Genomic DNA, 20,330 nt, shown 5'->3' on the forward strand with positions numbered 1-20,330 from the left:
AATGACAATCAGAGAAATCAATATTCCTAAGCGGACGATTATGACGCCGGGGCCTGTAGAGGTCCATCCAAGGGTGCTGAGGGCCCTCTCATATCCTGTGCTTGGACAGTTTGACCCGGCGTTTACGGAAATGATGAACGAGGTCATGGCGATGCTGAGACAGCTCTTTCGGACGAAAAACAATTGGGCTTTCCCTGTTGACGGAACGTCGAGAGCGGGGCTGGAAGCCGTCCTTGCAAGCATCATCAGACCGGGCGACAAAGTGCTCGTTCCGATATTCGGAAGGTTCGGCTATCTGCTTGCAGAAATATGCGAGCGGTACCGTGCCGATGTTTATACAATGGAATGTCCGTGGGGAGAAGTTTTTGCTCCTGAAGACGTCATCAGGGAAATCAAACGGGTCGCACCGGAGATTGTTGCGATTGTCCATGGGGAGACATCGACCGGATGCATGCAGCCATTGGAAGAAATCGGCCGTGCCTGCCGCGAGCTCGACGTGCTGTGTGTTGTCGATGCGGTCGCGACGATCGGCGGCACTGATGTGAACACGGACGAATGGTGTCTTGATGCGGTCATCGGCGGTACGCAAAAGTGTTTATCCGTTCCGTCGGGCATGGCGCCGATCACGTTTAACAGCCGGATTGAAAAGCGGATCAACGAAAGGAAAAAAGTCGAGCGCGGTATTGCGACAGAAGAAGACCTGAAGCGGGAAAGGGAGCGGGCGCCGATATTCAGCAATTATTTTGACATCAGCCAGCTGATGGATTATTGGAGTCCGCGGCGGCTGAACCATCATACAGAAGCAACCTCCATGCTGTATGCCCTTCGCGAGGGCGTGCGCGTCGTTCTTGAAGAAGGGCTTGGCGAACGCTTTGAGAGGCATCGGCTGCATGAAGCGGCATTGGTGGAAGGAATCAGGGCGATGGGGCTGGAATTGTTTGCGGAAGGCAGGAGAAAATTGCCGACTGTCACCTGTGTGAAGGTGCCTGAGCAGATTGATGCTGATCTTGTCCGCAACATGATGCTCGACGAATTCGGCGTCGAAATTGCCAGCTCTTTCGGTCCCCTTCACGGGAAGATTTGGAGGATCGGGACGATGGGATACAGCTGCCGCAAGGAAAATGTCCTATTTACGCTGGCGGCGCTTGAAGCGGTTCTCATTCATGTCGGAGCGCCGGTGCAGCCGGGCCGTGCCCTGCAGGCAGTGCTTTCTTTTTATCATGAAAAAACGGCTGTAAAAGGGGGAGTGTCATGACGAAGTACGATTTGCTGCTGAAAGATGCACACGCCGTAATGCCGGATGGGGTGGAAACAACCGATATTGGCGTTAAAGACGGCATCATTGCCGCAATCGGCGAGCTGAACGAAAAAGCTGCCGAAAAGGTATGGCATCCCAACAGGACAGTACGTGTTTCCGGGCGCCGTCGACTGCCATGTTCATTTCAGTGAACCGGGCCGGGCGGACTGGGAGGGCATTTCACACGGCTCGCAAATGATGGCTGCCGCCGGATGCACCGCCTATTTTGACATGCCTTTAAACGGCATTCCGTCAACCGTCACCGTTGAGGCGCTCAAGGAAAAGGCGCGGATTGCAAAAGAAAAATCGCTCGTCGATTTTGCGCTTTGGGGCGGTCTTGTCCACGGAAACCGCCGGCACATTAAGAAAATGACAGATGCAGGGGCTATCGGTTTTAAGGCGTTCCTTTCTCAAACAGGCACCGCAGAATTTCAAGCCGCAGATGATATGAGCCTTTTAGAGGGCATGAGGGAAATTGCCGCCTGCAAGAAAATACTGGCGCTTCATGCTGAAAGCGATGCAATGATTCAGTTTCTGCAAAAGGAAGCGGAGCAATCGGGGCGGACAGACGGTAATGCCTATGCGGCATCAAGACCGCCTGAGGCGGAAGCCGAAGCCGTTATGTCTGGCAAACATGGTGTCCTTTGTCACAGTATAGGAGTCATTCAAATTGACGATGGCAAAATCGGCATCAAAACCGACTTTGATCCGGCCTTTTTTCTCCCCAAGGCCGAATCGTCGTGCGGGCGTCCGCGCCGTCCAGTCCGCCACCTTGTATGTTAAAGCGGTTTCGATCATGGCCAAAAGCGTAAACTGGCCGCCGCTGATTCCGCCCCAAGCGCGAAACATATTCTCATCGTCGCACAGCCTTTACGAAGGGCGCGTTTTTCCCTGCCGCATAACGGCGACGTTCAACAGGGGAAGGCTTGTCTATGACGGCAGCGGGCCGCTACGCCAGAACGGCGGCAAATGGCTGAAAACGGTAGAATATGCAAAGGCCCGGAGAACGCAAGAACCAGCCTGATCCGCCATCAGACTGGTTCTGGTTCATCCGCCCAAAGATTTTAAATGGCTGGTCAGCACGGAATCGATCACTTCAAGAGAAATTTGTTCAGGCTCTATCAGGGAGTGGAGCGCAAGCCCGTCAATCAGGGCGTAAAGCCGCTCCGTTTCCAGCCGTACATCGATATCCGGCTTCTCCGCGGTTTGGGCCAGTGTGTCAACGGCCTTTTTGCAGGCCGAATAGATTCCTTCATTCATCTCCTTTCGTAACGGCCTAAGCTCCGGATCACTGAGCGATTTAGCCGTAAATGCCAGCCATGCCTCCATTTCCAGTTTTCTTTCCTCATCGACGGGCAAAAACTGAAGAAGAAGCTGTTTGACAGCTTCAAACGGCGTCCCCGGCCATTCCATATGTTCGATCCGCGTTTTGACCCGATTGGTAACCAGCTGCATCGAATAAATCAAAAGCTGTGACTGATTCGGGAAGTAGTGGCGCATGGAACCTGGGGAAAGTCCTGCCTCCTTCGCTATTTTCCTGACTGTGCAATGGTCGAGGCCTTCATGATGAATCACCTTCCAGACGGCCTCGGCAATTTTTTCTTTTTGTTTTTCATGGTCAACGATTTTAGGCATACATTTATTATAACACAGTTGTGTTTTTTAATACATTTGTGCTATTATTTTTTTGACACAAATGTATTAAAAAAGGAGAGTAGAAACATAGATGATCGGATTGTTGATTATTGCATGTGAAATCGGATTTTGGGCATTTATTTTGTTAGGGTTGTTTTTTCGCTATATCGCTAATAAGAAAAAAATCAGTTTGTTTTTTCTTGCCGCAACGCCTGTTCTTGACTTGGTGCTGTTGATTGCGACAGCCATAGATCTGCACAATGGTGCGACAGCGGACACTTTCCACGGATTGGCCGCCATCTATATCGGCGTCAGCATCGCGTTTGGCAGCCGGATGATCAAATGGGCGGATGTCCGCTTCGCTCATCGGTTTGCGGGGGGACCGAAGCCTGATAAGGGCCCGCGGTACGGAAAAGAACACGCCAAAAAAGAGCGTGAAGGCTGGATCCGCCATTTTGCCGCCTGGGTGATCGGGGCGGGGCTGTTGGCCGGATTGCACCTGTTCATCGGAGACTTCGAAAGAACACAATCTTTGTTGCGCATCGCATCCGCATGGTCGATCATACTTGCCATCGATTTTATCTATAGTTTCAGCTTCACCATTTTTCCAAAGAAAACGCCTTAAGTGGCCGGTTGATCCGGCTTCTTTTTTTTACGCGGAGTATTCGGGATTCCAAAAAGGAAAAGCTAACAAGCAGGCCGAAATAAAGGATTCTGAAAAAAACCTGTGATAAACTAAAAAGAGAGGTGAACGAGATTGATTTATATCGGATTGACAGGTTGGGGGGACCACGACAGCCTATATCCGCCCAAAACGAGCAGCCAAAAAAAGCTGATCCACTATTCGTCCCATTTTCCGATCGTCGAGCTTGATGCAAGCTTTTATGCGATCCAGCCGGAAAAAAACAATGAGAAATGGGTAAAAGAAACACCGGAATCCTTTCAATTTATCATAAAAGCTTATCAGGGGATGACCGGACATCAGCGCGGCGACATTCCTTTTGAATCAAAGGATGAGATGTTTGACGCTTTTAAGCTGTCCCTTACGCCTTATATAAAAGCTCGAAAGCTGGCGATGGTTCTGTTCCAGTTTCCGCCATGGTTTGACTGCAAAAAAGAAAACGTCAATTACTTAAGATGGTGCAGGGAAAAAATGCAAGGGATTCCGTGCGCCCTTGAATTCAGGCACCGGTCATGGTTCATGCCGCAATTTTACGATAAGACGCTTGCTTTTATGGAAGAGCAAGGCTGGATACATAGTGTGTGCGATGAACCGCAAATCGGAGAAGGGAGCATTCCGACCGTTCTTCATGCGACAGACAGCGAAAAAACGCTGGTCCGCTTCCACGGCCGCAATAAAGAAGGATGGGTCCGTCCGTCTTCAGGACAAAACTGGCGGGAAGTCAGATATTTGTATTTATATAATGAGCAGGAATTAAAAGACTGGACAAAACATCTGGAGCGTTTACAGCAGCAGTCCAAGCAGCTGTATGTGCTGTTCAACAACAATTCGGGCGGGGACGCAGCCGCAGCCGCGAACGGAAAACAAATGATGGAACTGCTCGGCCTTGATTATAAAGGGCTTGCGCCGAGGCAGCTCGATTTATTCAACTGAGAAAAGAGGACTTATTGATGGAATATTTTATACTGATCATACTCGGCTTGATCGCGGGAACCATCGGCAGTCTCGTCGGCCTTGGAGGCGGGATCGTCATCGTTCCTTCTTTGCTTTTTTTATCAGGCATCCCCGGGGTGTTTGACCATGTGACACCGCAGATGGCGGTGGGGACTTCGCTCCTTGTCATCATTTTTACGGGCTTGTCTTCAACAATCGCCTATATGAAATATAAAACCGTTGATTACAAGAGCGGGCTTATTTTTTTTATCGGATCTGGTCCGGGAAGCATCATCGGCGCCCATGTATCAAAATACTTCAGCGCTGATTCGTTTTCCCTGTGGTTTGGCATTTTTATGATTTTGATTTCCCTTTCATTAATGATCAAGAAAAAAGCGAAACCGCTCGATAAAATACACACAGGCGTCATCAGAACGTTTAAAGACGACGAGGGAAATGATTATACGTATTCCTACCAGGCGTGGGCCGGAATCGCAATCGCGTTTTTCGTCGGCTTCCTCGGCGGATTGTTCGGAATCGGCGGAGGTTCTTTAATGGTGCCGGCGATGATGCTTTTGTTTTTATTTCCCACACGGGTCGCCGTCGCCACATCGATGTTCATCATTTTTCTTTCATCTGTGGCAGGCTCTGCAGGCCACGTCGTTTCCGGCCATGTCAACTGGCTTTATGCTGTGGCGCTTATCCCCGGCGCCTGGTTCGGCGGGCAGCTCGGCGCTTTTATCAATAAAAAAATGCAGACGAAAACGATCGTTTTCGTCATGAGGCTTGTGTTGATTCTGATCGGACTCAGACTCATCTATCAAGGCGCATTTTAGTTTACACGTTAGGGAGAGATTTGCATGCGGGAAAAGCTCCATATCTATCACACAAACGATTTGCACAGCCATTTTGAAAACTGGCCGGCCATCGTTGATTACATCCAAACCCAAAGACAAAAACACGCGGCTGAGCATGAGGAAGTGCTGCTATTCGATATCGGCGACCATGTGGACAGATTTCACCCGGTATCAGAGGCATCCTTCGGAAAAGCGAATGTGGAGCTCTTGAACCGCCTTCACTATGATGCGGTGACGATCGGGAACAACGAAGGAATCACGCTTCCGCATCAAGAGCTGGACACGCTCTATGATCATGCGGAATTTCCGGTCATCGTTTCCAACTTGTATGACATGGACGGAAACAGACCGCCATGGGCGCAGCCGTATTGGATCAAAACGCTGAAAAGCGGCATCGCCATCGCCGTTCTTGGCGTGACGGTGCCGTATTATCCGATTTATGCGCAGCTTGATTGGAAGGTAACCGACGCCTTTGAAAGCATTGCCGCGGTATTGAAAGAGGTAAAAGGGAAAGCAGACATCACGATTCTTCTCTCTCACTTGGGCATCTTGGATGATCAGCAGGCGGCTGAGGCGTTTCCGGAAATCGACCTGATCCTTGGCTCCCACACCCATCATCTGCTTGAGGATGGCATGATGAAAGACGGCGTACTGCTCGCCTGCGCTGAAAAGTATGGAAACTATGCCGGCCATGTGGAAATAACGGTTAACCTCTCCGAGAGGACCGTTGAAGCGAAAAAGGCAACTGTTTTGAAGACGGCCGACTGGAGGGAAGAATCGGAAAAAACCGCCGCTTTTCTGAGAGAAAAAGAGGCGGAAGCCCGGACCGTGCTTCGGGAGGAAGTGACCGTATTGGATCATCCGCTCAAAACAGAATGGTTTGAGCCGTCCGCTCTGCCCCACATGCTGGCCGAAGCGCTAAAAGAATGGTGCGGCGCCGAGATTGGCATGGTGAATGCAGGGATTTTGCTCGACTCCCTTCCGGAGGGACCGGTGACGAAAGGTGATGTCCACCGCATTTGTCCGCATCCGATTAACCCGGTCAATGTGAAACTGACCGGCGAGGAATTAAAGGAGGTCATTCTCACCGCTTCATCGGCTGATATCGAACAGCTTCGGATCAAAGGCCTCGGCTTTCGCGGAAAGGTCATGGGAAAAATGATGTATGCAGGCCTTGATGCGGAAAAGCTGACAGTAAACGGGGCGGAAATTGAATCCGGCCGCACGTATTCGCTGGCAACCATCGATATGTATACGCTAGGCACCCTTTTCCCGGCCATTCGCGATGCCGGAGAGATCGAGTATTTCATGCCCGAATTTTTGCGTGACCTATTGGCGTGGAAGCTCAAAAAGGAAAGACCCGCAAGATAGAGGCCTGGGAAGAAAGCTTTTCCGGGCAAACGGGAACAAGTCCCCCGCTTTTACATACATTAATGGTAAAGGGGGGATAGCCATGGTGAATGTAACTCCGATTATGATTGAAGGTCAGCCATTCACTGCTGTAACGGTCAAACTGCCAAAAACGAATTTTATGGCGGTTACAAATGACCATGGATATATTATGTGCGGAGCGCTTGATGTTGCCCTGCTGAATGATAAATTAAAGGAACGAAGAATCATCGCCGCAAGAGCGGTCGGCGTCCGGACGATCGAACAGCTTCTTGAAGCCCCGCTGGAATCTGTTACAGACGCGGCCGGAGAGCTCGGCATCCACACCGGCATGAGCGGAAAAGAAGCTCTTTTAAAAATGGTGAAATAAAGTTGTCTGTTTGAATCGTATATCCCCTCTTACAAGCATACACATTGTTATGTAAGGGGGGATTTTGCTTGCGGAGATTTCGCAGGCCTCTTTCTAAAAGAGGGCCTTTGCCTTTTCGATATGTCATGCTCCTTTCCTTTGTGCTATTTATATTTTCGACAACGATCAGCTTATTGATGATCAACTCATCAATCAAGCCGACCCTTTTAAACATCGCCGAAATGGAAACGAACAGGATTGCAACACACGTCATTCAGGAAGCCGTTGATAATTATATGAGCGAAGATGAAAACGTGCAGAACATGATCGAGATGAAAACAAACGAAAACGGAAAAGTGACAACGATTGATTTTAACTCCCACGTCGTCCGTGATATGAAAAACAAAATTACAAAACAGCTTCATGATAATTTGAAAGAAACCGAAACAGAAGAATTTAATTCTTCTGCAAAAACGCCCGAAGGCCGGCATGACGGCGTCATTTATAATATTCCCCTCGGACAGACCACCGGCAATTCACTGCTCGGAAACCTGGGACCTAAGATACCCGTGCGCCTTAATATCGTCGGCGACGTTTTCACAGATGTGAAAGAAAGCGTCAAGCCCTATGGGATCAATAACGCATTAATCAACATCGGCGTGCTTGTCGAAGTAAAGGTGCGGGTCGTCATTCCGTTTGCGACCAAGACGGCGGTTGTAAAAAATACGATTCCCGCGACGATTCAGGCGGTACACGGAGATGTGCCCGATTTCTACAGCGGCAGCGGAAGTCAGACATCACCTTCGATCCAAATTCCGTCCAAAGAGGAGAAATCCGATAAAAAAGAGTAATCATTGTAAGCATTCTGCTGAACGAAACAGGCAGAATGCTTTTTTTGCCTGTGAAAAGGACATGCGTCTTTTTTCTCAAAAAAATACTTTGACTTAGGAATAAAGACTGTATATACTCTTCAATAATAATTATTTGAAAATTCATTTTTTTCAGATCTATAAAAAAGTAAAGGAGGAAGCAGATGGATAATCGTCCGCAATGGGGGACAAGAGCGGGTTTTATTATGGCGGCTGTCGGTTCTGCAATCGGCTTGGGCAATATTTGGAGATTCCCGGCTGTAGCTTATGAAAACGGAGGCGGCGCATTCTTTCTGCCATATTTATTTGCACTTTTAACCGCAGGAATTCCCCTACTCATTATGGAATTTACAATTGGTCATAAGTACAGAGGATCAGCCCCGCTTTCCTATGCAAGAATGGGCAAAGGAAAGGAATGGCTTGGATGGTGGCAGGTCGCGATATCATTTGTGATCTCGACATACTACGCTGTCATTGTTGCTTGGGCGATATCATATGCCGTCTTTTCGTTAAATTTAGGCTGGGGTAAAAACACAGAAAATTTCCTAATGAAAGAATATTTAGACAGAATTGACATGAGCGGGGGAGCCATCGGTCAATTCGGGGGTTTTGTTCCGAGCGTGCTGATTCCTCTCGCGATTGTGTGGATTGTGTCATTAGGGATATTATTTGCCGGCGTCAAAAAAGGAATTGAAGTAGCAAACAAAATTTTCATTCCGTTATTAGGCATCTTATTTCTTATTATCGTGATCTATTCGATTACGCTTGACGGAGCTGCACAAGGGCTGAATGAGTTTTTTAGGCCTGACTGGAGCCAGATTACAAACGGGCAAGTATGGGTTGCGGCCTATGGACAGATTTTCTTCAGTCTGTCGATTGCGTTTGCGATCATGATCACATATTCCAGCTATTTGCCGAAGAAATCAGATATCACGAACAATGCGTTTATCACCGGATTCGGGAACTCATCATTTGAGCTTTTGGCCGGGATCGGCGTTTTCAGCGCCTTGGGCTTTATGGCGGCGCAGCAGGGCGTTCCCGTGAAAGAGGTCGTTTCTTCCGGAGTAGGTCTGGCGTTTGTCGTATTTCCGCAAATCATTAATGAGTTCCCGGCATTTAATGCGTTCTTCGGCTTTTTATTCTTTGGTTCGCTCGTACTGGCCGGGTTGACATCGCTCATTTCGATTTCTGAAACATATGTGGCCGCGCTGCAGGATAAGTTTAATGTGCCCCGGCGGAAGGCCGTCCTTTTCGGCGGCGGAGTAGCTGCTCTATGTTCACTCGTTTTTGCAACAAAAGGCGGACTGTTCTTCCTCGATGCGGCCGATTACTTTATTAACAATTTCGGCGTTGCACTGGCCGGTCTGATTGAAGTCATCGTCATCGCCTGGTTTTCGAGGGAGCTGAAAGCTCTGCAGCAGCACGCGAATTCTGTTTCTGACATTCAGCTCGGCGCATGGTGGAGAATCTGCCTCAGTGTCGTGACACCAGCTGTATTAGGCTATATGATGTTTGACAATATCAAAACCAATGTGACGTCGGCCTATGGCGGACTGCCAGTGGAATTCCTGCTGAAGTGGGGATGGTGTGTGGCCTTCGGCGCTATTGCAGCAGGCTTCGTGCTTTCGCTCTCAAAATGGAAAAACGGGCTTGCCTATTCTTCGCTTCATCAAGATAAGGAGGTTTCTTCATGAGCGGCGCATCTATTGCCATGATGGCGATTGGAATCATCATCATTTGGGGAGGATTGGCCGCAAGCATCGCAAATGCGGTCATCAAAAGCAAAAAAAGCAGCTGAAAAAACATCCCGAGAGAATCGGGATGTTTTTTATTTTTTCTTTCTCAGCTCTTTTCGTTCCCATGCTTTCAGATGAGGATACGGATCGAACGACCACTCGGTTCTTCCGTTGTCCTTGTACATCCCGTAGTGGAGATGGGGAGGGAATTTTCCGGATGTGCCCGGGGGCCCGTAGCCGGTGTTTCCGACAGAGCCGATCACCTGTCCGGGCTCGACGATCTGGCCGACCTTTAATCCCTTGCTGAACCCGTTCAGATGGGCGAAATAGTGATACGTATTATGGATATCCCTGATGCCGATTCTCCATCCGCCAAAGCGGTTCCAGCCTTTCATTTCAATGATTCCGTAGCATGTCGAACGAACCGGAAGGCCGTGGTGGGCGAACAGGTCGGTTCCTTCATGGATGCGCCTTCCCCCGAATCCGCGTGCATCTCCCCATGTGCTTCTATAGCTGTAATCCGATCTGACAGGGAGGGGAAAAGCGTGCTGGCCTAAATCGATGTGTCCGTATTTTTGAAAAAGCTTGATAAATCCTGAAATAATGCCGACTGACTGATCCCTTTCATAAAATTCCCACAGGCCGATGCGGATGTTGGCAAGATCTTTTCCATATGTCATCAAATATTGGCCGAACGTATACAGGACATCTTCATCATTATCGGATTCCGCCCGTCCGTCTCCGTTGCCATCCATTCCAATCCCGTCAAATACCTTGATGCTGAGAGGGGATGTATCATTCGGGTTTGGGTTCTCAGGCCCGCTCCATATGTCTTGGGGAATAAAGATCCCTGTATACCCCTTTTTTTTCGGCAGATCTTTGCGGTTTTTACGGATATTGATTTCATATTGGTCAACAGCCGCGAAAACGTACCACGGAATTTGGGTGGCAGCTTCCGTCTTATGATAAAGCGCCATTCTTTCTTTAAGTTCTGATGCTTTCTTTTCCTTCCCGAAGGCGCACGGCTGAAACATGGCTAAAAGGAGGATGAGAACGGATAATACAACCTTCACAGTGTCCTAGGCTCCTTTCCATTTGAATACGTATAGTGTGTGACAAACGGAAGAAACGATAATTAGAAAATGTTGTTAATTCGAGCTTGGTAAATCAATCTCTTGTTCACAAATCTGTACTATGTTAAAGTGACTAAAGACAAGTATTTAAGTTTTTTAAGCGGTTCCAGAAGGCAGGGACGCATCCATCGTTATGTCAGAATTTTCGTAGCAAAACTTGATTACTATCCACGAGTGGAGTTGATGGAATTGGCAAAGAAAGACGAGCACCTTAGAAAGCCCGAATGGCTGAAAATAAAGCTGAATACGAATGAAAACTATACGGGCCTGAAAAAACTCATGAGAGAGAATAACCTGCATACGGTTTGTGAAGAGGCAAAATGCCCGAACATTCACGAGTGCTGGGCCGTCAGACGGACTGCAACTTTTATGATTCTCGGATCTGTCTGCACGAGAGCCTGCCGCTTTTGTGCGGTCAAAACCGGACTGCCGACCGAGCTTGATTTAAACGAACCGGAACGCGTGGCGGATTCCGTCAGCATCATGAATTTGAAGCATGCGGTCATCACAGCCGTCGCCAGGGATGATTTGAAAGACGGAGGAGCCGGCGTTTTCGCCGAAACTGTGCGTGCCGTCAGAAGAAAGAGCCCGTTTACGACCATTGAAGTGCTTCCTTCCGATATGGGCGGGGACTACGACAATTTAAAAACGCTGATGGATACACGGCCGGACATTTTGAACCACAACATTGAGACGGTCCGGAGGCTGACGCCGAGAGTCCGTGCAAGAGCTACATATGACCGTTCTTTAGAATTTTTGCGCCGCGCCAAAGAAATGCAGCCTGATATTCCGACGAAATCGAGCATCATGGTCGGCCTTGGCGAAACAAAAGAAGAAATCATTGAAACAATGGATGACCTTCTGGCCAACAACGTCGACATTATGGCCATCGGCCAATACCTGCAGCCGTCTAAAAAGCATCTGAAAGTACAGAAGTACTACCATCCTGATGAGTTTGCCGAGCTGAAACAAATCGCTATGGAAAAAGGCTTCAGCCACTGTGAAGCAGGACCTCTCGTCCGGTCTTCATACCATGCCGATGAACAGGTGAACGAAGCATCCAAAAAGCGGCAGGCCCAAGCATAAGCGGGTCTCTGTGCCTTCTATCCGCGGGCAAAATGAAAACGCCAGACATTCTGGCGTTTTTTTATTTTAGGATTCGGTGGTTTTACCTTTTCCATCAAGATCCCCGCGCTCATCTTTATCCTTAGTAGCGCTCCCCTGCGGCGATTTTTTCATTTCCTCAATCGTATCTGCCATCAGCTGATCGATGTTTCTTGAATTTGAGCCGAGCGAGCTGAAGTTTGCGACAGACTGCATCAAATTCGGATTATCCGAGACATAGATGTGATAGTATCTCGGAACGACGGAGGCGGCCGTTTTTTTCACCTGATCAGCGGTTTCCTCCCGCTGTTTGGAACCGGTTCTATACACGACCAGCGCTTCTTCGTCTGTCACCAGCGCCGAGGCATCTTGAATATTGGGAAGCTGAACCGTTAAACTAGATATAATATGGGCCATTTCTTCCCGATTGATTTTTGGGGCTTGCATTTGATCTTTGTTTTTTACAGGGGTTGCCTGATGGCGCGCATATCCGAATCTGCCTTTTCGATCATCGTTTCTGAAGTTTTGGTTGTATTGGCGGTTCCGGTCCGCGATGTGAACGGTATTTCCGTCTTCATCATAAATGTCGTTTTTTTCAGTATCGTTTAGAGCCGTCTGGCATCCGGCAAGCGGAACCAGCAGCAAACCGGTTAAAAGTAATTTTTTATTCATCCTGCATTTCCTCCTTATCTATAGCTTTTCCAAAGACGGAGATTTATTCTTAGCAATTGATGGCGGCTGGTGTTTGAATTATCATATAAAAGAGGTGAAAAGTATGATTGTCGTTCAGAACGCTGCATTTGAAGTCGTCAAAGATGTGAAAAACGGTTTTAATGAAGAAGCGTTTAAAGCAAGATACTCCGATATTTTAAATAAATATGACTATATTGTCGGGGACTGGGGGTACAGCCAGCTGAGACTGAAAGGTTTTTTTGATGATCAAAATCAAAAGGCGACCTTTGATACAAAAATCAGCACCCTTGATGAATATATCTACGAATACTGCAATTTCGGCTGTGCGTATTTTGTGTTAAAACGTTTGCGAAAATAATCGATCATAAAAGGGGATGCCGCTATGTATTTTGTCGATCGAAACAAAATTGAACACACGCTGGACTTTCTTGAAGAAGCGTTCCGGCTGTTTCAAACGCAGTCTGAGTGGACGTCTGACATCGAAAAAAAAGCGCTTGAACGAATCGGCCATACGCTGATCGAATGTGTATTGGATATAGGGAACGATATGATTGACGGCTTCATAATGAGAGATCCGGGAAGCTATGACGACATCATGGATATACTGACTGATGAGAAAGTCGTCAGCCAAACAGAAGGGGAAAATCTGAAACAGCTGATCGCCTACCGGAAGCCGCTGGTTCAGGACTACCTGAATATCAGCCATGAAGAATTGGAACATTTGCTGAATACCCATGCGGAAACGATAGAAGCATTTCCAGCCCGTATCCGCGATTATTTAAACCATGAGCTTGGTCCCGTATCTGCTTTTAAACCGCAACAATAAACTGGAGTGTAAAACATGAAAACATACAAAGGATATTTAATCGACTTAGACGGAACAATGTACAAAGGAACGGAAAAAATCGAAGAAGCCTGTGAATTCGTAAGAAAACTGAAAGACCGGGGGATTCCATATTTATTTGTGACGAACAACTCTTCGCGTACTCCGAAACAAGTGGCTGACAAGCTTGTATCTTTTGACATCCCGGCAACGGAAGAGCAAGTATTTACAACAAGCATGGCGACGGCGAACTTCATCGCCGAGAAAAAACCGGACGCTTCCGTGTACGTGATCGGAGAAGAAGGAATCCGCCAGGCCATTGAAGAAAAAGGCTTAACATTCGGCGGTGAAAACGCCGATTTTGTCGTCGTCGGCATCGACCGCGGCATTACATATGAAAAGCTTGCCGTCGGCTGCCTTGCGATTCGGAATGGAGCGACATTTATTTCTACAAACGGCGATATTGCGATTCCTACTGAAAGAGGGCTTTTGCCGGGGAACGGTTCATTGACTTCGGTATTAACCGTGTCCACAAAAACAGAGCCGATTTTTATCGGAAAGCCCGAACCGATTATTATGGAGCAGGCGATGAAGGTAATCGGAACCGATATCAGCGAGACGCTGATGGTGGGAGACAACTATGACACCGATATTATGGCCGGCATGAATGCCGGAATGGATACGCTCCTTGTCCACACTGGAGTAACCAAAAAAGAACACCTTGAGGCTTATGCGGAAAAGCCGACACATGTGATTGATTCACTGACGGAATGGATGGACCGCATATAAACAAAAAAACACTTGCCTTTGAAACGGCAAGTGTTTTTTCGGCTTTATTCGGCATCTCTTGCCCGGTGCGCCAGCCTGCTTGAAGCGGCTGCCGCGATGGCGCCGACGATATCATCCAAAAACGTGTGGCATTCACCGGTTGATTTATCGTTTAAACGGCCAAGCACACCGGGCTTGATTTTATCAATATATCCATAATTAGTATAACCGATCGACCCATAAAGGTTGATGATCGAAAAAGATAAAATCTCATCTACGCCATAAAGGCTTTCATCTGTCTCAATTAAGGACTGCAGAGGCTGCAACAGCTTTTTCTGCTCTCCTAGCATATCCAATTGGATGCCTGTCAGCACGGCATTTTGGACTTCGCGTTTTTTCAAGACGCGGTTGACGTTTTCTTCACATTCTTCTTTTGTAATGTTTGGATGATAGTTCTTCTGCAGAAGGTAGACAAGGTCCGCAATTTCAGAAATTTTGACCCCGCGTTTTTCCAGCCACTCTTTTGCTGCTGTTTCAATTTGATGCATGCTGTTGTTTTCCGGCATTTTTTCACCCAATCTTTTTTTACTTAGTGTATACAAACGCCCCTAAAAACGTAACATTTTGAGGGCGCTTTTTCTCTGCTCCATTCATAAATGGATTCCTGCTCGACTACGATGTGTAGAAGGCCATTTTCAGAAATGAAGGTGATGTACGGTGAAGGATTTGATAAAAGAAAAATTCGGGATCCATATTCGCGAGCTATCGCCATATCTCTCATACCAAACCTTTCAAACCCCAAACTCCATGTTTTTAATCATTCCGGTTTCCCATTTCAGCGAATCTGAACTGGAGGAGCTTTATTACATGAGTCAGTATTTGCAAGAACAGCGCGACCCATACGTTCCCGCCTTTTTATTCACCAAGGACGGGGACTTGACCTTTGAAGAAAACGGCGCCGCCTATGTGCTGCTTCAGGCGGCGCCCCGCTTTACAAACAGGTCTGTTCCCTTCGGCGCGGAGCTTGCGGAATTTCATCAAAAAGGGAGGGGGTACCCGTATGAAGTAAAAGAAACGACAAGAATCGGCCAATGGAAAGAACTATGGGGAAAACGTCTTGATCAGCTGGAGCAGTTTTGGATTCAAAAATCCCAGTCCCCGCAATTGCAGCCTTTTGAAAAACGGTTTATCGAATCGTTTCCTTATTATCTCGGATTAACGGAAAACGCCATTCAGTATCTGGCTGATACGGAATTGGATGACCAGCCGCAATCGGTGGATTCCGGAACGATATGCCAGCAGCGCCTGACTTGTGAGACATGGAAGCAGGAGCCCCTGATCAAGGTACCAGTCGAATGGGTTTTAGATCATGCGGCGCGCGATCTTGCGGAATACGCCAGAAGCGCGTTTCAGCAAAAACAAGATGTTGATGAGGTTGCGCTATTTCTTCAGCAATATGAACAAGTCAGCCCCCTGTCTTCATTTTCCAAGCGCTTGATGTACAGCAGGCTGCTATTTCCGCTTCACTATTTTGAAACGGTTGAAGGCTACTACATCTCTCCGGAATCAGAGCAGCATGTTTATGAAAACAAGCTTGACCATATCCTTTCCCAGGCTTCGGCGTATGAACGGTTTCTCAGCGGATTTCAGGAGATGGCAGCCATGAGATCCGGAGGAAATGTCAGCATGCCGCCCGTCAATTGGCTGAAAAGGACGCCTTGACGGGCGGGTGTTCTTTTTCATTTCAGTGCGGTCTTAACTTTTGCCGTTTTTTTCGATATGCTTAAGATGAATCAGCCGTGAGAAAGGACGAGGCATCATGGATAAACCGTTTGTGTATGTGACGAGAAGATTACCGGAAGAACAGCTTTCTTCATTAAAAGAACTGGCCGATATTGAGATGTGGGAGAAAGAGGATGAACCATGTCCGCGGGACGTCCTGCTTGAAAAAGCAAAAACAGCTGACGGGCTTTTGACAATGCTGTCAGACCGGATTGATGCCGAGCTTTTGCAAAGAGCGCCGCGTTTACAAGCGGTCGCGAATTTGGCGGTCGGCTTTGACAATATCGATGTGGAGGCCGCAAAAAAACAGGGTGTGATTTGCTGCAATACGCCTGATGTGTTGACGGAATCCACCGCGGATTTAACCTTTGCATTGCTGCTTGCGGCGGCGAGAAGAATCATCGAAGCCAGCGATTGGATTAAGCAAGGGAACTGGACCGGCTGGGGGCCGCTTTTATTGGCGGGAGCAGACGTCCATCATAAAACGATCGGCATCGTCGGGATGGGCAGCATCGGACGAGCCGTGGCCAGGCGGGCAAAAGGGTTCGGCATGAACATTTTGTACCATAACCGGAGCCGAAATCCAGAAGCGGAAATAGAACTTGGAGCTGCTTACACATCGTTTGATGAACTGCTTGGACAAGCTGACTTCGTTGTATGCCTGACACCGCTGACAGAAGAGACCAAGCACCTGTTTAACCGCTCCGCTTTTCAAAAGATGAAGCAGAGTGCGGTTTTCATCAATGTCTCTAGAGGACAGGTTGTTGATGAACAGGATCTCTATCACGCGCTTGTTGAAAACGAAATCGCCGGTGCAGGGCTTGATGTTTTTGCCGAAGAGCCGATTTCAAAGGAGCACCCGCTCGCCAAACTTCCTCAGGTGACGGCGCTTCCTCATATCGGAAGCGCCAGCAGGGAAACGAGAGAAGCGATGATGAGGCTATGCGCAGAAAATATCGCACTCGTCCTCAGCGGCAAACCGGCAAAAACGGAGATTTAACGCTTCGCTTCCGGCTTTTATAAGTCCGGAAGATTTTCTCACAAAAATATTTCTGAATATATAGAATCTTAATTTATCAATATCTTAAGCGTTTACAAACATTGATTTTCAGCAATTGTCACCTTGTCAAAAAAAGAATACCCCATTATAATGTTTGTAACTTAAATGTCTGCGTTGAGTTTACAAATGTCCTCTTAGAAAGGACGATCAGAAAGAAAGGTGGAATTGTAGTGAAGGCGATACGAGTGGGGCTTCTAGGTTTAGGAACAGTCGGAAGCGGGGTGGTGAAAATCATCCAGGATCATCAAGATAAACTGAAACACCAGGTCGGGTGCCCCGTCACCATACAAAAAGTACTTGTTAAAGATAAAGATAAAAAAAGAGATGTCGAGCTTCCTAGAGAAGCGCTGACAACGGAAGCCTATGACGTGATAGAAGACCCCGAAGTGGATGTCATCATCGAGGTCATCGGAGGAATAGAGCAGACAAGGAGATATTTGCTGGACGCACTCCGGGCAAAAAAACATGTCGTAACGGCGAATAAAGACCTGATTGCGCTTTACGGGTCAGAGCTTTTAGCCGCTGCCAAAGAGAACGGCTGCGACCTTTATTTTGAAGCGAGCGTTGCCGGCGGAATCCCGATTTTGCGGTCCTTGGAAGAGGGCCTCGCTTCAGACAGAATCACGAAAATGATGGGAATCGTCAATGGAACGACCAATTTCATCCTGACGAAGATGAACAAAGAAAAGGCGCCTTATGAAGAGGTGCTGAAAGAAGCGCAAAGGCTCGGCTTTGCAGAAGCTGATCCGACCGCAGACGTGGAAGGCCTTGATGCCGCAAGGAAAATGGCAATTTTGGCTCGGCTCGGCTTTTCAATGAATGTCGACCTGGAAGATGTCAAAGTGAAGGGGATTTCCAAAGTGTCTGATGAAGACATCAATTTCAGCAAGCGGCTTGGCTATACGATGAAGCTGATCGGGATCGCTCAGCGCGATGGGCAAAAAGTCGAAGTCAGCGTTCAGCCGACATTGCTCCCGGACCATCACCCGCTGTCATCCGTTCATAACGAATTCAATGCGGTTTACGTATACGGAGAAGCCGTCGGGGAAACGATGTTTTACGGACCGGGTGCCGGCAGCATGCCGACGGCCACCGCCGTTGTATCGGATCTGGTATCTGTCATGAAAAACATGCGTCTCGGCGTGAACGGCAGCAGTTTTGTCGATCCGCAGTTTGAGAAAAAAATGAAGTCGCCTGCTGAAATCTTCGCCCAGCAGTTTTTAAGAATCCATGTCAAAGATCAGGTCGGTTCGTTTTCAAAAATCACCGCGGTTTTTTCAGAAAGAGGCGTCAGCTTTGAAAAAATTCTTCAGCTTCCGATCAAAGCCAATGACGGCTTGGCTGAGATCGTCATCGTCACGCATCACACATCTGAAGAAGATTTCACAAATATTTTGAAAGAACTGAACGATCTCGAGGTCGTCCAGCAAGTCAAAAGCACTTATCGAGTAGAAGGGAACGGTTATAGCTAATGTGGAAAGGACTCATTCATCAATATAAAGACTATCTGCCTGTAACGGACAAGACGCCTGAGCTGACATTGCATGAAGGAAACACACCGCTCATTCACCTGAAAAACTTATCAGAAAAGCTTGGCATCGAGCTGTACGTCAAAACGGAAGGCGCAAATCCGACCGGTTCCTTTAAAGACCGCGGCATGGTGATGGCGGTCGCAAAAGCGAAAGAAGAGGGCAATGATACGATCATGTGCGCCTCGACTGGAAATACATCCGCTGCCGCCGCGGCGTACGCGGCACGCGCCAACATGAAATGCATTGTCATCATTCCGGACGGCAAGATCGCCTTCGGAAAACTGGCCCAAGCCGTCATGTACGGGGCCGAAATCATCGCGATCAACGGAAACTTTGATGATGCGCTGAAAATGGTCCGCGGCATTTGTGAGAAAGAGCCCATCGCTTTAGTAAACTCAGTGAATCCGTACCGGATCGAAGGGCAGAAAACCGCGTCATTCGAAATTTGCGAGCAGCTTGGCGGAGCCCCTGATATCCTTGCGATTCCCGTCGGAAATGCCGGGAATATTACAGCATACTGGAAAGGCTTCAAAGAATACCATGAAAAACACGGCACAGGACTCCCTGTGATGCGGGGATTCCAGGCTGAAGGCGCCGCGCCGATTGTCAAAGGAAAGGTGATTGAAAATCCCGAAACCGTTGCGACGGCGATTCGAATCGGAAATCCTGCAAGCTGGGATAAAGCGGTCAATGCCGCAAACGAATCAAACGGAAAAATCGATGAAGTCTCAGATGAAGAAATTCTGCACGCTTACCAGCTGTTGGCAAGGGAAGAAGGGGTTTTCGCCGAGCCGGGCTCCTGCGCGTCAATCGCCGGAGTGCTGAAGCAGCTGAAAACAAACGAGATTCAGCCTGGAGCGAAAGTGGTCGCCGTTCTAACCGGAAACGGCCTGAAAGATCCAAATACAGCCGTCGACGTATCAAAGATCAAGCCCGTCACACTGCCGACGGATGAAGAAAAAATTCTTGAGCATCTCAAAGGAGCCGCACGTGTATGACAGAAGCTGACATGCTGTTTTCAATCACGGTTCCCGGAAGCACGGCCAATTTGGGCCCCGGCTTTGATTCAGTCGGCATGGCGCTGTCGCGCTATTTGAAACTGTCTGTGTTTCCTTGTGAAGAATGGCGCTTTGAAGCTGAAACCGATGTGGTAGCAGGCATTCCCGCTGGAACCGAAAACTTGATTTATCAAGTAGCCAAGCGGACTGCCGGCCATTTTGGGAAAGAGCTTCCGCCTTGTCTTGTAAAAGTGTGGAGCGATATACCGCTTGCCCGCGGACTCGGCAGCAGCGCGGCCGCGATTGCCGCCGCCGTCGAACTTGCAAACGAATTGGCTGATTTAAAGCTGTCGGAAAACGATAAACTGCATTTCGCAAGTCTTGAAGAAGGCCATCCCGACAATGCCGGAGCCTCGCTTTACGGCGGCCTCGTCATCGGTCTTCATGAAAAGGGTGAAACACAACTGGTCTCCGTCAAGGACATTGATTTGGATGTCGTTGTCGTCATTCCTTTTTATGAAGTGCTGACAAAAGATGCGCGCAACGTTCTTCCGGAGAGCCTATCCTATTCAAAAGCGGTTGAAGCGAGTGCGGTCAGCAATATGCTGGTGGCCGGGCTGATGTCAAAGAATTGGCCGCTTGTCGGCCGGATGATGAAAAAGGATCTTTTTCACCAGCCATACCGGAGGG

23 protein-coding genes and 2 pseudogenes are annotated in these 20,330 nt (G+C 48.2%); 20 read left to right on the plus strand and 5 right to left on the minus strand.

What is annotated here, in order from left to right; translation table 11 throughout:
• Position 1: 1 nt before the first annotated feature.
• Both BTR1S_RS13585 and BTR1S_RS23325 read left to right on the plus strand, forming a co-directional pair.
• Entirely contained in the window at positions 2–1,255 is a 1,254-nt protein-coding gene (locus tag BTR1S_RS13585) for a pyridoxal-phosphate-dependent aminotransferase family protein (protein WP_006638968.1), read from the plus strand.
• A pseudogene (locus BTR1S_RS23325) lies at positions 1,252–1,918 on the plus strand (amidohydrolase family protein); the annotation flags it as partial. The gene BTR1S_RS13585 and the pseudogene BTR1S_RS23325, both read left to right, overlap by 4 nt.
• Here the strand turns inward: BTR1S_RS23325 and BTR1S_RS22565 are convergent.
• Positions 1,919–2,155, minus strand: a pseudogene (locus BTR1S_RS22565) (amidohydrolase family protein); the annotation flags it as partial.
• Here BTR1S_RS22565 and BTR1S_RS22845 point away from each other — a divergent pair.
• Positions 2,094–2,321 carry a hypothetical protein gene (locus BTR1S_RS22845; RefSeq protein ID WP_006638964.1) on the plus strand — a complete coding sequence of 76 codons (228 nt, stop codon included), beginning with the start codon at positions 2,094–2,096 and terminating at the stop codon, positions 2,319–2,321. The pseudogene BTR1S_RS22565 and the gene BTR1S_RS22845 overlap by 62 nt on opposite strands.
• Before the next feature lie 23 nt (positions 2,322–2,344).
• Here the strand turns inward: BTR1S_RS22845 and BTR1S_RS13605 are convergent, their stop codons facing one another.
• A complete protein-coding gene (locus BTR1S_RS13605; protein ID WP_029418498.1) occupies positions 2,345–2,932 on the minus strand; it encodes a TetR/AcrR family transcriptional regulator in 588 nt (195 codons plus the stop codon).
• Positions 2,933–3,023: 91 nt separating this feature from the next.
• On the opposite strand from BTR1S_RS13605, the gene BTR1S_RS13610 reads away from it, so the two are divergent.
• The 8 genes from BTR1S_RS13610 (at position 3,024) to BTR1S_RS22570 (ending at position 9,809) form a co-directional block, all read left to right on the plus strand.
• On the plus strand, positions 3,024–3,557 hold the full coding sequence (locus BTR1S_RS13610; protein WP_006638963.1) for a hypothetical protein: 534 nt from the start codon (positions 3,024–3,026) through the stop codon (positions 3,555–3,557).
• Positions 3,558–3,689: 132 nt separating this feature from the next.
• Positions 3,690–4,547, plus strand: a complete 858-nt coding sequence (locus tag BTR1S_RS13615; protein ID WP_029418499.1) for a DUF72 domain-containing protein — start codon at positions 3,690–3,692, stop codon at positions 4,545–4,547.
• Between the two features lie 17 nt (positions 4,548–4,564).
• Positions 4,565–5,383 (plus strand): sulfite exporter TauE/SafE family protein, encoded by an 819-nt coding sequence (locus BTR1S_RS13620; protein WP_006638961.1) that lies wholly within the window; start codon positions 4,565–4,567, stop codon positions 5,381–5,383.
• A 24-nt stretch (positions 5,384–5,407) separates the two neighbouring features.
• Positions 5,408–6,775: a bifunctional metallophosphatase/5'-nucleotidase gene (locus BTR1S_RS13625; protein ID WP_029418500.1), complete on the plus strand. Its 1,368-nt coding sequence runs from the start codon at positions 5,408–5,410 to the stop codon at positions 6,773–6,775.
• An 82-nt stretch (positions 6,776–6,857) separates the two neighbouring features.
• Positions 6,858–7,163, plus strand: a complete 306-nt coding sequence (locus BTR1S_RS13630) for a YunC family protein (RefSeq protein WP_006638959.1) — start codon at positions 6,858–6,860, stop codon at positions 7,161–7,163.
• 68 nt (positions 7,164–7,231) lie between these two features.
• Entirely contained in the window at positions 7,232–7,993 is a 762-nt protein-coding gene (gene yunB, locus BTR1S_RS13635; protein WP_006638958.1) for a sporulation protein YunB, read from the plus strand.
• Positions 7,994–8,175: 182 nt separating this feature from the next.
• The gene (locus BTR1S_RS13640; protein WP_029418501.1) at positions 8,176–9,705 is read left to right on the plus strand and encodes a sodium-dependent transporter; all 1,530 of its coding nucleotides are present in this window, start codon (positions 8,176–8,178) and stop codon (positions 9,703–9,705) included.
• Complete coding sequence (locus tag BTR1S_RS22570; protein ID WP_006638956.1) at positions 9,702–9,809, plus strand: methionine/alanine import family NSS transporter small subunit; 108 nt, start codon at positions 9,702–9,704, stop codon at positions 9,807–9,809. Before BTR1S_RS13640 ends, BTR1S_RS22570 begins: the two co-directional genes overlap by 4 nt.
• 30 nt (positions 9,810–9,839) lie before the next feature.
• Here the strand turns inward: BTR1S_RS22570 and BTR1S_RS13645 are convergent, their stop codons facing one another.
• The gene (locus BTR1S_RS13645) at positions 9,840–10,820 is read right to left on the minus strand and encodes a M23 family metallopeptidase (RefSeq protein WP_006638955.1); all 981 of its coding nucleotides are present in this window, start codon (positions 10,818–10,820) and stop codon (positions 9,840–9,842) included.
• 249 nt (positions 10,821–11,069) lie between these two features.
• Between BTR1S_RS13645 and lipA the strand changes: the two genes are divergently transcribed.
• Positions 11,070–11,966 (plus strand): lipoyl synthase, encoded by an 897-nt coding sequence (gene lipA, locus BTR1S_RS13650; protein ID WP_006638954.1) that lies wholly within the window; start codon positions 11,070–11,072, stop codon positions 11,964–11,966.
• A 66-nt stretch (positions 11,967–12,032) separates the two neighbouring features.
• Here lipA and BTR1S_RS13655 read toward each other — a convergent pair whose 3' ends face one another.
• Entirely contained in the window at positions 12,033–12,656 is a 624-nt protein-coding gene (locus tag BTR1S_RS13655) for a YhcN/YlaJ family sporulation lipoprotein (protein ID WP_006638953.1), read from the minus strand.
• 103 nt (positions 12,657–12,759) lie between these two features.
• Between BTR1S_RS13655 and BTR1S_RS13660 the strand changes: the two genes are divergently transcribed.
• From BTR1S_RS13660 to BTR1S_RS13670, 3 genes are read left to right on the plus strand one after another with little or no spacing between them, the layout of a single operon-like run.
• Positions 12,760–13,035 (plus strand): YutD family protein, encoded by a 276-nt coding sequence (locus BTR1S_RS13660; RefSeq protein ID WP_003184977.1) that lies wholly within the window; start codon positions 12,760–12,762, stop codon positions 13,033–13,035.
• Between the two features lie 24 nt (positions 13,036–13,059).
• Positions 13,060–13,503: a DUF86 domain-containing protein gene (locus BTR1S_RS13665; RefSeq protein ID WP_006638952.1), complete on the plus strand. Its 444-nt coding sequence runs from the start codon at positions 13,060–13,062 to the stop codon at positions 13,501–13,503.
• A 15-nt stretch (positions 13,504–13,518) separates the two neighbouring features.
• Positions 13,519–14,289, plus strand: a complete 771-nt coding sequence (locus BTR1S_RS13670) for a TIGR01457 family HAD-type hydrolase (RefSeq protein WP_006638951.1) — start codon at positions 13,519–13,521, stop codon at positions 14,287–14,289.
• A gap of 44 nt (positions 14,290–14,333) precedes the next feature.
• Here the strand turns inward: BTR1S_RS13670 and BTR1S_RS13675 are convergent, their stop codons facing one another.
• Positions 14,334–14,834: a phosphatidylglycerophosphatase A family protein gene (locus tag BTR1S_RS13675; protein ID WP_006638950.1), complete on the minus strand. Its 501-nt coding sequence runs from the start codon at positions 14,832–14,834 to the stop codon at positions 14,334–14,336.
• A 151-nt stretch (positions 14,835–14,985) separates the two neighbouring features.
• On the opposite strand from BTR1S_RS13675, the gene yutH reads away from it, so the two are divergent.
• From yutH to thrB, 5 genes are all read left to right on the plus strand, one after another.
• Positions 14,986–15,990, plus strand: a complete 1,005-nt coding sequence (gene yutH / locus BTR1S_RS13680) for a spore coat putative kinase YutH (protein ID WP_006638949.1) — start codon at positions 14,986–14,988, stop codon at positions 15,988–15,990.
• 97 nt (positions 15,991–16,087) lie between these two features.
• On the plus strand, positions 16,088–17,050 hold the full coding sequence (locus BTR1S_RS13685) for a 2-hydroxyacid dehydrogenase (RefSeq protein ID WP_006638948.1): 963 nt from the start codon (positions 16,088–16,090) through the stop codon (positions 17,048–17,050).
• 230 nt (positions 17,051–17,280) lie between these two features.
• The gene (locus BTR1S_RS13690; RefSeq protein ID WP_006638947.1) at positions 17,281–18,582 is read left to right on the plus strand and encodes a homoserine dehydrogenase; all 1,302 of its coding nucleotides are present in this window, start codon (positions 17,281–17,283) and stop codon (positions 18,580–18,582) included.
• Positions 18,582–19,640, plus strand: coding sequence for a threonine synthase (gene thrC, locus BTR1S_RS13695; RefSeq protein ID WP_006638946.1), 1,059 nt, complete (start codon positions 18,582–18,584; stop codon positions 19,638–19,640). Before BTR1S_RS13690 ends, thrC begins: the two co-directional genes overlap by 1 nt.
• Positions 19,637–20,330: homoserine kinase (thrB, locus tag BTR1S_RS13700; protein WP_061781678.1), on the plus strand; the 694-nt coding region annotated here is incomplete at its 3' end. The genes thrC and thrB, both read left to right, overlap by 4 nt.

Origin of the sequence: Bacillus sonorensis NBRC 101234 = KCTC 13918, assembly GCF_001592005.1 — a bacterium.
GTDB lineage: Bacteria > Bacillota > Bacilli > Bacillales > Bacillaceae > Bacillus > Bacillus sonorensis.

Bases quoted from the DNA above. Each gene is read 5' to 3' on its own strand.
- BTR1S_RS13585 (WP_006638968.1), top strand. From the start codon at position 2: ATGACAATCAGAGAAATCAATATTCCTAAGCGGACGATTATGACGCCG.
- BTR1S_RS13640 (WP_029418501.1), top strand. From the start codon at position 8,176: ATGGATAATCGTCCGCAATGGGGGACAAGAGCGGGTTTTATTATGGCG.
- BTR1S_RS22570 (WP_006638956.1), top strand. From the start codon at position 9,702: ATGAGCGGCGCATCTATTGCCATGATGGCGATTGGAATCATCATCATT.
- BTR1S_RS13655 (WP_006638953.1), bottom strand. From the start codon at position 12,656: ATGAATAAAAAATTACTTTTAACCGGTTTGCTGCTGGTTCCGCTTGCC.
- BTR1S_RS13660 (WP_003184977.1), top strand. From the start codon at position 12,760: ATGATTGTCGTTCAGAACGCTGCATTTGAAGTCGTCAAAGATGTGAAA.
- BTR1S_RS13625 (WP_029418500.1), top strand. From the start codon at position 5,408: ATGCGGGAAAAGCTCCATATCTATCACACAAACGATTTGCACAGCCAT.
- BTR1S_RS13620 (WP_006638961.1), top strand. From the start codon at position 4,565: ATGGAATATTTTATACTGATCATACTCGGCTTGATCGCGGGAACCATC.
- BTR1S_RS13675 (WP_006638950.1), bottom strand. From the start codon at position 14,834: ATGCCGGAAAACAACAGCATGCATCAAATTGAAACAGCAGCAAAAGAG.
- BTR1S_RS13670 (WP_006638951.1), top strand. From the start codon at position 13,519: ATGAAAACATACAAAGGATATTTAATCGACTTAGACGGAACAATGTAC.
- BTR1S_RS13630 (WP_006638959.1), top strand. From the start codon at position 6,858: ATGGTGAATGTAACTCCGATTATGATTGAAGGTCAGCCATTCACTGCT.
- thrC (WP_006638946.1), top strand. From the start codon at position 18,582: ATGTGGAAAGGACTCATTCATCAATATAAAGACTATCTGCCTGTAACG.
- BTR1S_RS13605 (WP_029418498.1), bottom strand. From the start codon at position 2,932: ATGCCTAAAATCGTTGACCATGAAAAACAAAAAGAAAAAATTGCCGAG.
- BTR1S_RS22845 (WP_006638964.1), top strand. From the start codon at position 2,094: ATGGCCAAAAGCGTAAACTGGCCGCCGCTGATTCCGCCCCAAGCGCGA.
- BTR1S_RS13685 (WP_006638948.1), top strand. From the start codon at position 16,088: ATGGATAAACCGTTTGTGTATGTGACGAGAAGATTACCGGAAGAACAG.
- BTR1S_RS13610 (WP_006638963.1), top strand. From the start codon at position 3,024: ATGATCGGATTGTTGATTATTGCATGTGAAATCGGATTTTGGGCATTT.
- BTR1S_RS13665 (WP_006638952.1), top strand. From the start codon at position 13,060: ATGTATTTTGTCGATCGAAACAAAATTGAACACACGCTGGACTTTCTT.